The sequence below is a fragment of the Microcystis sp. LE19-41.2A genome (assembly GCF_027530405.1).
Lineage (GTDB): Bacteria > Cyanobacteriota > Cyanobacteriia > Cyanobacteriales > Microcystaceae > Microcystis > Microcystis aeruginosa.
The window spans coordinates 1-13,834 of sequence record NZ_JAPZQJ010000108.1; the positions used below are offsets into that span (position 1 = coordinate 1).

At 43.5% G+C, this 13,834-nt stretch carries 13 protein-coding genes and 1 tRNA gene; 6 read left to right on the forward strand and 8 right to left on the reverse strand.

Features of this window, described 5'->3' with window-relative positions:
• The first annotated feature begins 336 nt into the window (after window positions 1-336).
• A complete protein-coding gene (locus O9290_RS04730; RefSeq protein WP_288054909.1) occupies window positions 337-762 on the forward strand; it encodes a lysozyme inhibitor LprI family protein in 426 nt (141 codons plus the stop codon).
• A 59-nt stretch (window positions 763-821) separates the two neighbouring features.
• Here the strand turns inward: O9290_RS04730 and O9290_RS04735 are convergent.
• The 6 genes from O9290_RS04735 to O9290_RS04760 form a co-directional block, all read right to left on the reverse strand.
• Window positions 822-892 (reverse strand) — tRNA-Gly (locus O9290_RS04735).
• A gap of 85 nt (window positions 893-977) precedes the next feature.
• A complete protein-coding gene (locus tag O9290_RS04740; protein ID WP_288054910.1) occupies window positions 978-1,715 on the reverse strand; it encodes an HAD family hydrolase in 738 nt (245 codons plus the stop codon).
• A gap of 262 nt (window positions 1,716-1,977) precedes the next feature.
• Window positions 1,978-4,551: an AAA family ATPase gene (locus tag O9290_RS04745; RefSeq protein WP_288054911.1), complete on the reverse strand. Its 2,574-nt coding sequence runs from the start codon at window positions 4,549-4,551 to the stop codon at window positions 1,978-1,980.
• Window positions 4,552-4,964: 413 nt separating this feature from the next.
• On the reverse strand, window positions 4,965-6,260 hold the full coding sequence (locus tag O9290_RS04750; RefSeq protein WP_288054913.1) for a S1 family peptidase: 1,296 nt from the start codon (window positions 6,258-6,260) through the stop codon (window positions 4,965-4,967).
• 9 nt (window positions 6,261-6,269) lie between these two features.
• Window positions 6,270-6,575, reverse strand: a complete 306-nt coding sequence (locus O9290_RS04755; protein WP_002762380.1) for a CU044_2847 family protein — start codon at window positions 6,573-6,575, stop codon at window positions 6,270-6,272.
• A gap of 802 nt (window positions 6,576-7,377) precedes the next feature.
• Window positions 7,378-8,883: a UbiD family decarboxylase gene (locus O9290_RS04760; protein ID WP_002762379.1), complete on the reverse strand. Its 1,506-nt coding sequence runs from the start codon at window positions 8,881-8,883 to the stop codon at window positions 7,378-7,380.
• 180 nt (window positions 8,884-9,063) lie between these two features.
• On the opposite strand from O9290_RS04760, the gene O9290_RS04765 reads away from it, so the two are divergent.
• Together O9290_RS04765 and O9290_RS04770 are read left to right on the forward strand one after the other, a co-directional pair.
• Window positions 9,064-10,158 carry an AAA family ATPase gene (locus O9290_RS04765; RefSeq protein ID WP_002762378.1) on the forward strand — a complete coding sequence of 365 codons (1,095 nt, stop codon included), beginning with the start codon at window positions 9,064-9,066 and terminating at the stop codon, window positions 10,156-10,158.
• A complete protein-coding gene (locus O9290_RS04770) occupies window positions 10,151-10,852 on the forward strand; it encodes a DUF3226 domain-containing protein (protein WP_002762377.1) in 702 nt (233 codons plus the stop codon). Before O9290_RS04765 ends, O9290_RS04770 begins: the two co-directional genes overlap by 8 nt.
• A gap of 52 nt (window positions 10,853-10,904) precedes the next feature.
• On the opposite strand, the gene psbV is transcribed toward O9290_RS04770, so the two are convergent.
• On the reverse strand, window positions 10,905-11,390 hold the full coding sequence (psbV, locus tag O9290_RS04775; protein WP_002762375.1) for a photosystem II cytochrome c-550: 486 nt from the start codon (window positions 11,388-11,390) through the stop codon (window positions 10,905-10,907).
• Window positions 11,391-11,518: 128 nt separating this feature from the next.
• The gene (locus tag O9290_RS04780; protein WP_002735525.1) at window positions 11,519-11,725 is read right to left on the reverse strand and encodes a hypothetical protein; all 207 of its coding nucleotides are present in this window, start codon (window positions 11,723-11,725) and stop codon (window positions 11,519-11,521) included.
• A gap of 53 nt (window positions 11,726-11,778) precedes the next feature.
• Between O9290_RS04780 and O9290_RS04785 the strand changes: the two genes are divergently transcribed.
• The 3 genes from O9290_RS04785 (at window position 11,779) to gmk (ending at window position 12,985) form a co-directional block, all read left to right on the forward strand.
• A complete protein-coding gene (locus O9290_RS04785; RefSeq protein ID WP_288054916.1) occupies window positions 11,779-11,979 on the forward strand; it encodes a hypothetical protein in 201 nt (66 codons plus the stop codon).
• Between the two features lie 169 nt (window positions 11,980-12,148).
• Window positions 12,149-12,418: an extracellular matrix/biofilm regulator RemA gene (gene remA, locus O9290_RS04790; protein WP_002737924.1), complete on the forward strand. Its 270-nt coding sequence runs from the start codon at window positions 12,149-12,151 to the stop codon at window positions 12,416-12,418.
• A gap of 12 nt (window positions 12,419-12,430) precedes the next feature.
• On the forward strand, window positions 12,431-12,985 hold the full coding sequence (gene gmk, locus O9290_RS04795) for a guanylate kinase (RefSeq protein ID WP_002762373.1): 555 nt from the start codon (window positions 12,431-12,433) through the stop codon (window positions 12,983-12,985).
• Window positions 12,986-13,834: the final 849 nt, after the last annotated feature.

Consider the following 13,834-nt stretch of genomic DNA (forward strand, 5'->3'; position numbering starts at 1 on the left):
TGATATCAGCGAGACTTGGAAACTATCTCATCAAATTAGTTCCCCCATAGAACCCCCTTGAGCCATCTGGCACACTTTTCTCTTTTTGTCAAATTTTATGTTAAGAAAGATGTGACTAATGGATAGCTTATTAAGGGGGGACTAAGGGGGGATCGGCACCCCCCTTATCAAGGGGGGCAGGGGGGATCGAACCTAAAATCCATTTTTAATTTAATTATAACCAGCTACTTAAGCAAGCGAACAAATGAATCAAGCAGAATGCACTTCCTAAAAAGCTATAGTCGCTTTGATCGCATTTCTGTTATCTTCTTCTTACCGTCATTAAAATAAGTATCCATGGACAAGTTTTTACTAACCTTATTAAGCATAGCAAGTTTATTGGCCGTCGCGATGGCTACCCCTAGCATTGCCAGTCCCGCATCTGGAACGACGAACTTGCAACTAGCTCAAAATCCTAACTGTAACAATCCCCAGACTCAAAGCCAAATGAACATTTGTGCCAGCATCGCTTATCAAAACGCCGATCGCAAGTTAAATCAAGTTTATCGACAACTACTGCCAAAACTGTCAGCTGCTCGCAAACAAAAATTAATTACCGCCCAACAAGCTTGGATTAAGTTTAGAGACAGCAGTTGCGAATTTGAAAGAAGCGCCTATGAGGGAGGCTCTATAGCTCCCATGATTTACGGTAATTGTTTGGCAGCTGTCACCGAGCAGCGTACCAAAGATTTGCGGAGATATTTAGAAGATAGCGATCTCTAAGTCAGAATCGCCGTTGATATTACCGATAATTCCTTAGACGTTTACTGCACAACAGCCTAAGCGGGTGAGGGGAATCGAACCCCTATCATTAGCTTGGAAGGCTAGGGTTTTACCACTAAACTACACCCGCATTTTCTTAGCACTTTCGTTAGCATAACACGAATTGCCGATTTTTGCAAGTAGGGATTTTCAGCTTGTGAATCGCCCCTAGATGGTCATAGATTGCCTAAAAATCCCGATCGCTCGGTTATTTCCCCGATTTGGCTAAAAGTTTTCTCCACGCGATCGAGGTCTAGTTGGGAGAAATTATCGATCGCCCAGTTGGACACTCTCTGCATAAAATGGAAGGGATAGGTATGAGCGATTCCCACCACCTGCATTCCCGCTCTTTTTGCCGCTTCGCAACCGACAAAAGTATCTTCAATCACCAGACATTCCCAGGGTTGCAACTGTAGATTAAAATTCCAACGATTGAATCTTTCTACGGCCAGTAAATAACCATCCGGTTGAGGTTTACTGGTGCTGATATCATCCCCGGTGACAATGACACTAAAGTAATCCCCAAGGCCCGTCTGTTGCAAGATCGATTCTACTTCCGAGCGTATTGCTCCCGTCACCAAACCGATTTGTAGATCCCTGGCCTTAACCCGTTTTAAAAAAGAGTATATCTCTTCATAAATAGGAAGTTTCTCTAATTTTCCTAATCTTTCTCGGTATAAACTCGCTTTTTTGTTAATTAACTTGGTCAGATACTCCTCGGTTACTTGACGACCGCGACGGGTGAGAACATTACGCAAACAGACGCGATCGCTTCTTCCCAGACATAACTCCGCAAATTCCGACCCTAGGGGCAGTAAATTTTCCCCGATCAAGATTTCATTGATTAACTCTTGATGGATCGGTTCATCATTGATGATCACCCCATTAAAATCGAACAGAACAGCCTTTAACATCAATCTTAGACAGAAAAGCTAATAAATACTCAGTGTTCTTGATTATACTAAAGTTTTTCGTCGGGGCCGGGTGTGGGTAAGCTAAGACCCATTTTCCCCCAATCCCCCAACTCCCCTCGACATCGGGGGGGTCGGGTAGGGTTGATTCATGAATCAACCCTACTGTGAATCAACCCTACTGTGAATCAACCCTACTGTGAATCAACCCTACTGTGAATCAACCCTACTGTGAGAGCAAAAACCAAAAATATAACAAAAGAATTTAGGCCATTGTTTCCGATACCCAACGACGGAATAATTCCACAGCAATCCGATAACGGGAGTCTTGGCATTCGATGACATGATGATTTTCAAGGGTTTTTAGGGCCCGGTCGAGAGTTGTGGCAGTTAGTCCGGTGCTGGACAGTAAATCTGCCCGGGTTAATCCTTGCAGATGGGGAGAAAGAACTATTAAAATTTCCTGTTGTCCGGCCGCATCTTGTTTAGCCTGTTTCCAGACACCCGTAAAATAATAATTCCCCCTTTGGAAAAACTCAGCATCGATGGCTTTTTCCACATCTTCCACCTGAAAACGAATATCTTGGGGACGTTGCAACTCAAAGACCTGTTTATTATAAAAACGTACCAGATGAAAGCCGATCAGTTGTACTAGATAGGGTTGACCGTGGGTAAGTTGATAAATTTTGTCCAAAGCGGATGGGGTATAGTCTAGGGGAAAATCCTCGTCTTCCCCAACGGGATTAGCGAGGATAACGCGAGTGGACTCAGGAGAGAGGAAACTGACCGGAATCGGGTAAACACTGCCAAAAAAAGGATGAAAATAATCGGCAGTCATCTCCTCTAGGGTATGTAATCCGGCAAAAACAAAAGCTAGACGCGGACTACTCTGGACAAGGGAACGCAGATAGCCGAGGAAATTCCGGGGGAGGGTATTCGCTTCGATTAAATCCTCAATTATCTCGAACTCATCGAGGGCAATAATTAAACCGGTTTTAGCTTTTTCCGGCAGAATCTGGCGCATCAGACGGTCTAAATAACGATTAAAATACATTTCTGGATGTTGGGAGATTTTTTCCTCTTCTGGGGCATCAATTGCCAAAGTTTGGGCGATTTCCTCAGCCATAGTCAGGAGAACTTCGGCTAGGCTGGTTACTGTGGCCAAGCGCTGTAAATTAATGTAGATAACCGAGACATCTGGTGGAAGATATGCCTCCAGATTGCGTAGAATCGAAGTTTTACCCATGCGACGATGACCATAGAGAACCACGGAGGATAGGTTATCTCCGGACCACATTGACTGAAGTTCCCGCAGGATATCCTCACGACCAACAAAGCGTTTACCGATCACCGGATCACCGATAATGTAGGGATTAGGAATCGGTTGGGTAATAGTTACCGTTCCCACCGTTTTCGCGATGGATGTGCTAATTTCTGCCCATTTTTTGGCGATAGAAAGGATTAATGCTTCTTCTGCTGAGGGTAAATTGGCCGCCTGTTGGTCGGTTATATCCCTTAATTCCCCGATAATCCGATTAAGAGCGAGGGATCTGGTCTGTTGGGAGTAACTTCTCTGGACTAAAGCCATTTCTGTGATAACTAGATTTAAACTGCTGATAGCTTGCCAAGTTTGCGGACGTAATGACGGTTCTGCGGCAATGGGGGCAACCTCCAGGGAAGCGATACTATCGGGAGTTGCTGCCTGACTAAATCGGTGTAAAGTTTGGGCGAGGCTATACATTTCTTCCCCGTAGGCGAGGGAACGTACCACAGCAAAGGCTTTTTCGGCTTTTTCGGTGTCCCGTTGGTGAAGATACCAAAAACCGGCGGCAGCGGCGCGAGCAGGGGTATCGAGACGGATTTTGCTGCGAGGAAAAGAAAACAGTTTCGCCGACGCATATTTTAACAATTGCCAATCGGAGGTATTTTCTGCCAGACGGGAGATGCGATAGATAATTTCTGCCTCTGGGAATTGCGATAAAACGCGGTTAACGGCGACAAGGACAGGAATAAACTGGCGGCTGTACTGAAGGTATTGATTGAGGTTATTAATAGCTGTTTCCCAGTCTTGCTGTAACCATTGTTGTAGAGTCGAGGTTAACCCCGGCAGCGGTAGAAGGGTAATACGGGGAAAAAGTCGCCCTTGGGGACCGGCCAAAAGCCCGATTAGCCAATTATCAGGACGGAAAAAGGCGAATATAAACCCCACGCCGGACCCCACGCCCGACAACACGCCAAACAACACGCCGGACGCCACGCCCGACAACACGCCAGACACCACGCCCAACCACACGCTGAACACCACGCCGAACCTCACGCCGTACAGCACGCCGTACAGCACGCCCAACCACACGCCCAACACCGCGCCCGACACCACGCCCGACACCACGCCCAACCACACGCCCAACACCACGCCCGACACCACGCCCGACACCACGCTCAACACCACGCTCAACACCACGCCCAACACCACGCCGTACACCACGCCGAACACCACGCCGAACCCCACGCCCAACACCGCGTCCCCCCAATCAACAGAAAGTCCTAAATTTGCCGCTATGCTACAGATAATGAGAGGGGTAATTACAGTTAAGAGAAGACCCTGAATACCTAGACGCAATTGTACGGGATGGTCGCGGAGAAATTGCCTTGTATTGCGCCATGTTTTCTGTTCTGTTAATTTATCGCCGCCGCCTCTCGTTTCCACATACCAGCGCACTGCTTGGGGAAAATAAAACACCCAGTACAACAGCAAAAGATAATCAAAAGGATTCCATAAAGATAAATCGCGTTTGAGTTTAGGAGCGAGATTAATTCTGGGGACGGTGCTTTCCTTCATAATTTTTATCTCTAGCTATTTACCCGGTGATGGTTTATTAAGTAGTTAGGTGTTACTCAAGGTAGGGTTGATTCATGAATCAACCCTACTATTCAGCACCCCCCTTATCAAGGGGGGTAGGGGGGATCAAACCCCCTTATCAAGGTAGGATCAAACCCCCTTATCAAGGTAGGATCAAACCCCCTTATCAAGGTAGGATCAAACCCCCCTTATCAAGGGGGGTAGGTAGGATCAAACCCCCCTTATCAAGGGGGGCAGGGGGGATCAAACCCCCCTTATCAAGGTAGGATCAAACCCCCCTTATCAAGGTAGGGTTGATTCATGAATCAACCCTACTATTCAGCACCCCCCTTATCAAGGGGGACAGGGGGGATCAAACCAAAAATTAAATCAACTTATTGTTTAGTTATAACCTAAGTTCGGGATGCTGAGTTATTGACTTTGGTTTGATAAAGTTTAAAACAATTTTGCATCACCTCTCGCGGCTTTCCTTGACTTTGCCTAACAAGAGAACTTATTTCCTCCTCAGTAAAAGTCACTCCAGTTTGAATTAGACGATGACTAATAAACTCTTTAATTTTAGCTTCATCCCATAATTTAATCGGAAATTGTTGACAAATTCCCTCGAAAGGTGAATCACCTCCTTTGTTATCAGGAAATAAAACATCAAGGGGACGATTAGCCGCTACTACTAATCTTAAAGGTGGATCGGGACGATTAGCTAACTCTCTTAATTGACTTCTAAGCTGATAGCTGAAATATTTTTGAGTCATATTATCTACCACATCCAATAATAACAGGATTTTATGTTTTTCTAATTCCCTAGTTAATCTAGTTCCTTTGAGCGGTTTATCGTAATTCGCAGCTATACCAATCTGATGACATAATTCATAATAAAAATCCTTATCTCCTGCTAATCCTTCTAAGTTTAGATACAAGGGTTGTCGATGACTAAGTAAATACTCCCTTGCTTGATGGTAAATTCCCCAAAGCAGGGTGGTTTTTCCCGTTCCCCTTTCCCCGATAATAGCAGCACTACTGCCGGAATTTAAAACCTCAAAAATATCTTTAATTTCTTGTTCTCGGCCAAAAATCTGCTGAATTTCTTTAATACCTCCGGAAGTGGGTTTAAAAGGATTATGGGCATTTTTTTGGGGTTGTAATTGCGGAAAATATTTAAAAATAGTCTGAACTGGAATCGCTCTTCCTCCTAAATCACTGTACTCATCTCTGGTTTTATTCACCACTCCGCACACTTTCCCCGTGCGTAAATTTAACAGAGGTGAACCACTAAAACCGGGTTGTACTTGCCCTAATTTAAACTTGATTAGGGGGTTTTCATCCCCCGTTAAACCTATATACTCAAAGTCACTAGGATCACCGTTCGGATAATCGTTGGTATAGCCAAAAGTGTATAATTTATCTGTTAATTGTAAATCGTGATCAAAATCGACATATTTGTGATCTAAAGACGAGTTTAATTGTAAAAGAGCCAGATCGATCCCGTCTAGATTCGGCAAGTCGATAATTTTAGCCCCAGAAATTTGACCTTGCCAAATTATCTCGATAGTCTCGTTATTATCCCGCGCATCTTTTACCACATGAAGACAGGTCAAAATTAACCCTTGTCCCACAAAAAAGCCTGTTCCTGACCCATAGATTAACTTTAACCTGACAGTGTACGGGGGTAGAGATTCCGGGGTAAGCATTTAATCAATTTATCCTCCCCATTCCAGAGTAATTTTTAAATTTCCCTTTCCTTCACCTTCCACAATTAAAGCGGTTAGTTTACCAGATTTTACCCTGACTTCTACCCCAAATTCTACGGTTGCCTTTTTGGGCTGCACTTTACTTATCGTAGCAGCGATCGATTCAGTAACTGCCTCAATTGTATCAGCGACACTTTGAAAGTCAAATATTTGATCGGATACTTCCCGTTCACCACCGAAACTTCTCGCTTCCACTAACATGGTGACATTTTCTTTAACTTTCACTGAAATAATCTCAGATCTAGATTCTGGCATAAGGCTCCTCCAATGACCCGTTTATGGTTTTCTCGATTGCTTCTCGGACAAACTTATAGCGGAAGTAAAAAGGCTTATATATATTTCGGCACGGATTCCCATTATAATAAAAAGTATAGGTCAAATCGAGGGATTTTGTCAAGTCTTTTTTGCCACTAATCTATATAATTTTCGGGTTGCCTACCAGTCATTGCCCTGAAAAAAATTAGGTTCCCCTATTTGTGCCACGCAACGGAGGGGGTTATAAGGAATAAAACCCCGATAGAGACAGACATTGCTGCGATTTTTGTCAATTGTTTTCGCTCTAGAACGAACTAATAAATTAAGTCTCTTGCCAGATAAGGATTTAGTCAATTTATGCCCCCATATCGAACCATACCAAGTAACGAAGAGCCTTTCAGTTTTTCTATTAAGCTCAACATATATTTGAAAGTTTGGCGGTCACTCCTCATTTTACCTGACTGTGATCGCTTTTACTTTTGATATTCTGATGGGAGAATGAAACAGCCCTAGGAGCGCATTAGCTTTTCGGTGGGATGCTTATACGCGATTGTTCATATTTTTGTACCAATTTAAGAGTCACTGATAATTGCTGATTGTCGGTATTTCTGCAAATGTGAGATGTACCCATCAAAAAGTAGCAGCGATTGGAGTGATTGGGGGGAAAATTCCGGGACTTTTTCCCTGAAAATTAGGTAATTGGCCACCTCAAAACCGGTAAAACCCCACACCCCACACCCCACACCCCACACCCTGCCCCCAGGAAAAACTTTTTCAGCAGACCCTATTTAGTCAGTTAAATCTACATTTCGTAGCCAAACTTATTGGCATCTACTTCTTGTAAATTAATATCGATTAAACCGTATTCTGACCAGCGTTGGGAAACCTTGACCGCCATGGCCGGATCCGACTCCAAAGGTTCCCCCCACTGGTGGTCCGTTTCGGGATACATTTTTGTCGTGGCATCAATTCCCATTCTCCCCCCCAAACCGACCTTTTCGCTGGCAAAATCGAGGCTATCAAAGGGGGTTTCCGGGAGAATAAACACATCGCGAACCGGATCCACTTTAGAACTAATTGCCCAAACCACTTGCCGGGGGTCGCGAATATTAATCTCCTTATCGACGACGATGACAAATTTAGTATAGGTGAACTGGGGTAAGGCACTCCAAAAAGCTAAGGCCGCTCGTCGCGCTTGTCCGGGATAGGCTTTATCAATGGAGATAATCGCCGCTTTATAGCTTAAAGCTTCCATCGGTAGGAAAAAATCCCTGATTTCTGACACCTGTTGCCGTAAAATCGGTGTATAAATACGATTAAGTGCGATCGCCATCATCGCTTCTTCCTTGGGAGGACGACCGCTAAAAGTGGTTAAATAAATGGGGTCGCGACGATGGGTCATGCAGTGGAAATGAATCAGAGGTGAATCTTCCACACCGCCATAGTAACCCATGTGATCACCAAAGGGTCCATCTGGCAATACCTCTCCGGGAGTAATTGTTCCTTCGAGGACGATTTCTGAGTCGGCCGGCACTTCCAAATCGAGGGTTTTACACTTGGCTAACTGTACCCCAGAACCGCCGTACAATCCCGCAAACAGCCATTCTGAGAGATCTACGGGGATAGGAGTGGCAGCGGCCATGATAATCAGAGGATCAACCCCTAAAGCGATGGCTATTTCTAATTTTTTGCCCATCTGTGCCGCTTTTCGCAGGTGACGCGCCCCACCGCGCACGGATAACCAGTGGACGGTCATGGTATTGTGAGACTGTAGCTGTAAGCGATAGACACCGACGTTAGGGGTTCCCGTTTCGCAATCTTTAGTAATTACTAGCCCTAAGGTGATAATCTGGCCTGCATCGCCAGAATAGGGGCGAATCATCGGAATTTTCTTTAAATCTACCTCATCCCCCTCTAAAATCACCTGTTGACAGGCAGGGAAAAAGTTACGGTTGGGTTTGGCTTTCAGGACATCAAATAAAACTTTACCAAAATCGATCGCTTGGGAGAGTTTTTTCGGCGGTTTCGGTTGTTGCAAGAGGGCGAGTTTTTTGCCTAAATCTTCCAATTCTTCGGGTTTATTCAGGTTCATCGCCCAACAGATGCGTTCTACGGTTCCCATCAGGTTAATAGCGACGGGAAACTCGGCCCCTTGCACGTTTTCAAACAGTAGGGCCGGCCCCCCCACCTGTAGCATCCGATTAGCGATCTCGGCAATTTCTAAATCGGCAGAGACCGATGCACTAATGCGGCGTAATTGGCCACGATCTTCTAAAAGCTTAATAAATCCTCGTAAGTCTCTAGCCATGATGAAGAAATGTAAATAAATCCCTGTCTCTATTATCTCTTAGGGCGGCAGTTTCGGTGGGGGATAGTCACCGGTTTGAGAGTTGGAGGCGATTCTCGTCTAGAATTAAGTAAAAAAATCCCCATCTTGCCGGGGTCATTCCTACCCCTAAGTTTATGCTTATTCAGCCCAGAGGTCAACATGATTAAGGATATTGAAATTAGTAATTTTAGATGTTTTGAGCATACCAAAATTGAAGGTTTTGAGCGAGTTAATTTAATTGGTGGTAAGAACAATTCAGGGAAAACTGCCCTGTTAGAGGCAATATTTTTGTATAGTTATCCCTATCCAAATACTATTCATCCCTACATCAGAGGAATCATTCGTAGGCAATCTTTAGCAGTTGTTCGGGCTGTTCCCAAAAATGCTTGGGATGATTTATTATTCAATCTTGATAGAAAAAATATTATTGAGTTAAAAGGCTCCCAATCTAATCAAGGGGATAAATTGGTAAAAATATCGATTTCTGGTTCTCTTAAAGATAGTGTTCTAGGCATCTCTGAAGACTGGCAAAAATTATACGATTTTATTGCTAAAGATAAATCAGTTATTTCTATCTTAAATATTCACACAAGTTTTGACCATGATCATGACTCAAATGATGAGCAAATGAACTATTTTTTAATTGCCAGTTCTAAGGAGATACTAGCTTTACCTAATGGGGGTGATGAGGAACCAGTAATCATTGCCGCATCTGTCAATAAATCTTTGCAAGAATTGAGCGAGGCCTATACTAAAATAGTTTTTAATGAACAGGAAGAAGAAGTGCTAAAAGCTCTACAAATTCTCGATCCGTCCATTGAAAAAATAGAAAGTTTTTTTCTGGGTGAACCAAATTTATATCTGAAAATAAAAGAGAGAAAACGCCTACCCATATCTCTGTTTGGTGAAGCTATTAATCGTCTGATAGAGATGATTTTTGCTCTACTCATCAATCCTAAAAAAATTATTTTTATCGATGAAATAGAAAATGGTCTTCACTATACTGCTTACCCAGATATTTGGAAAACTTTATTCCGATTAGCTATCGAACTAGATAGCCAAATTTTTGCCACAACCCACAGTTTAGAGATGATCCAAGCTTTTGCCGATGTGGGGTTAGAATATTATCCAGAACAGGGGGCCTATTTTGAACTAGCAAGGAGTCCCAGAACTGATAAAATTATTGGTATTAAAAGACAATTAAGCACTTTAGAGTACGCCTTAAAACATGGCAATGAGGTGAGAGGTGAGTAACTTATTAATCGTCGAGAGCAAGAATGATAAAATTTTTATCGAAGCCCTAGTAAAATACTTAAATATTAACAAAATTCAGTTAGATAAACCGATTTGCTTTGAGGAAGATGACTATAAATGTTTACAGGGTTTAGATAAAGCTAAATTAACCAGCACTTTCGATGAAATTAAGGCGACTCTTGGTAAAAAAGCTATCCCTAAAGTTGGTATTATTATCGATCAAGATTCTGATACTAAGACAGAGCGACTAAATTGGCTTAACGATTGTCTGAAAAAGGTGTATCCAGAAGCGGAAGATATTAGGGAAACCAGTCAGCTTTATAGATTGACAACAATAGAAGATCAAATCACAGAATTTGCTTGTTATTTTACCAATGTGGAAGGACAAGGAGAACTAGAAACAGTTCTCAAGAAGATTAAAAATCAAGATTCCACCTATGCGGATTGTTTAGAAGACTGGAGAAATTGTTTAAACAAGCAAGAAAAATCGATTAAAGACAAAGATTTTGATAAGTTTTGGATTAGTAACTATTTACGATTTGATACCTGTTCCACAGAAGACAAAAAACAAGCTGGCAGGAAATGCAGTATGAATGGATTTGATTATGTTATGAAAAACAAACGTCATATTTGGAACTTTGAGCATGAGGTATTAAATGAACTCAAAGAATTTTTACAACTATTTGCTGTCTAATCAAAAATCCCCCTAGAAATCTAGAGGGATTGAGAGATATATGGAGGGCAATTTAGAAGTAAATTGTACCACCCCAGCGCTCGTCTAGACGGGGAGCAACCAACATATAAGCGGCGACGTTATACACATCATCTTCGGTCAGATTGCGTAATTCTGGGAAGATATCCGGACGGCTAACATTGGGATGGAGTTCGCTGAGATCATCTTCACCATCGTAACTGGTGGGATGTTCTAGATAATCAATCAATGCTAACAGATTATCTCTGGGAGGTTCCGCTTTTGCCAGATCGGCCAGACCCAAACTGACGTTATTATTAGTTTTGGTTTTACCTTGCAGGTGACACTTAGTACAATTGGCGACAAAAAGTTTCTGTCCTTCCGTCGCTTGTTCAGAAGTCAAAGTCACCGATTCCCCTGCGTCATTGAGGGTGATGGTGAGGGTTTTTTCATTGAGTTCTAAGGCACTAGCGCCGTTAAGATTGAATTGTAATACAAAAAAGACTACAGCGATCGCTGCTACAATCAAACGTTTGATCATTGTTCTCCTACTCGCAATTGTTCCAAGAAAGGGGATTTTAAGGTGACTAAAAAATTTTCTCCTCTGGGAGGGTATCGATCGATTCTAAGTGATCACGGACACCGAGAAGATCGCAGTTGGGAATAAAGTCAAGGGGACGTTTCCGTTTTAGAGGCGGTTACTCCTGAGCGTTGGGATAAAATCAGTGAGATAATTGCTTTAGCATCTTCTAGGGCGAGATTAGTCTGCCGATCTTTATAGGAGATGCCTAATTGGTCGCAAAGTGACAACACAGATTCATCGGCCAGATCGTACTCTGCCGCAATATCAGCGATCGATAGATCAGCAAAACCCATAGTCTAACACACCCACCAAGGATAGAGAATACTTATTAGTCACCATAATTATCATGCCATTGCCGGGGACATTCTTAACAGTGATCAGTGATCAGCAGTCAGGAGACAGGAGACAGGAGGCAGCTTTGTTCTCCCCATCACCCTACACCCCACACCCCACACCCCACACCCTACACCCTGCTCCCCACTCCCCCATCACCCCACACCCTCAAAATTCCCTAATTTTCCCGACTTTTGGACTATTTACTCCCTAAGATAGAGACTCGTGTAAACAAATTTAATTAAAATCGCAAAAAACCTGAAAAAATACTAAAATGTGATTAAGAATGTTATTTTTAGCGTTGTAAGGCTAAATCTTTCCCGATAACATTGTAATCATACCTCCACACTCTTTTGTACAAAGGGCTGCACCTTTGTTAACTTATGGATATACAACTGATCAACATCGGCTTCGGTAATATTGTTTCCGCTAATCGGGTTATCGCCATCGTTAGCCCAGAATCGGCTCCTATCAAACGCATCATCAGTGATGCTCGGGATAAAGGCTGTTTAATCGATGCTACCTACGGAAGACGGACTCGTGCGGTGATCATCACCGATTCTAGTCATGTAGTGCTGTCGGCCATTCAACCGGAAACCGTGGCTCACCGTTTCGTGGTCAACAAGGAAGCCCCTGTTAATAGTAGCAACTAAGTTATTAACCCCATGCAACCCGGTCAATTAATCGTCATTACTGGCCCTAGCGGTGTGGGCAAGGGTACGCTAGTACGGCATTTACTAACTCGTTTCCCTAACCTCTACCTGTCCGTATCCGCTACTACGCGCCCACCTCGACCGGGTGAAATTGAGGGGGAAGATTACTACTTTCTCGACCGTCCCAGTTTCGAGGAGAAAATGGCAGCCGGAGAATTTCTCGAATCGGCCGAATATGCGGGCAACTACTATGGAACACCCCAATCAGCGATCGCTGCTCAATTAGCAACAGGCCAGACCGTAATTCTAGAAATCGAATTAGAGGGAGCCAGACAGGTGTGTAAAAGCTTCCCCGAAGCGCGGAGAATCTTTATCCTACCCCCCACTTTCGAGGAATTAGAACGTCGTTTGCGCGACCGGGGCAAAGATGCCGAAACAGCGATCGCCCGTCGTCTAGAGCGCGCCCGAGAAGAATTGGCCGCCAGCGAGGAATTCCCCTATCAAATCGTCAACGATGACCTAGAAACCGCCCTAGATGCCATCGAGAAGATTATTTTTAGCCGTTAGCCATCCCATCAAGGGGCAGGAGGCAGGAGGCAGGAGGCAGGAGGCAGCCTTGAATCAGTTATCAGCTCCTGAAGGACGCAAAGCGCCCTAAAAAGAAAAAGAGAAACTAGGGGCAAGCCCTGATCTTCTAAATCTGGAAGTATCCTGAACTCAAACCGGAGTAACAATGGTGTCATGAGACCCGATTATCAGCAAAGGTCCCTAGGAAAGAGGAAAAAAGAATTGGCGGCACGAGGATTAACTCGTGAACCCGTGGTCGAGAATCAAGTAAAAAACCGGCTCTTCGGTTTGTGTTATGCAACGGACGGGGGTTATAAGGGATGGAACCCTTATATAGAAAGGCATTTAGCGATTTTTGTTAATTGTTTTTGCTCTAGAGCGAACTAATCAATTAAGTCTCTTGCCAGATAACGATTTAGTCGATTTATGCCCCCCTATCGAACCATACCAAGTAACGAAGAACCTCAATAATTGATTTTTTCTGAGAAAAAAAATTACAATTCTTCACCTTGAGAAAAATCAATCATTGTAGCTATAGTCCCTACTGGCAATGGGTTTTAACTCTCTTTTCGTACCAACTTGTGTACTAAGAAAAAGGATAATGCAAGGTTTTTGAGAGTCCCAATCCGATTTTCGCAGCACTAACATCGGATTTTAACAGGTCAAAAGCCTTATCTAACAAGGTTTTTAGATTTATTCAGCAAACCCTAAATAGGGTCTGCTGAAAAAGTTTTTCCTGGGGGTAGGAGTCAGTAGCCGGTCGTCAGGAGTCGGTCGTTTCAGGCTTTGTTGCCCTTGTTTTTTGTACCAAGCGATGTACCACAAGAAGGATAATGCAAGGTTTTTGAA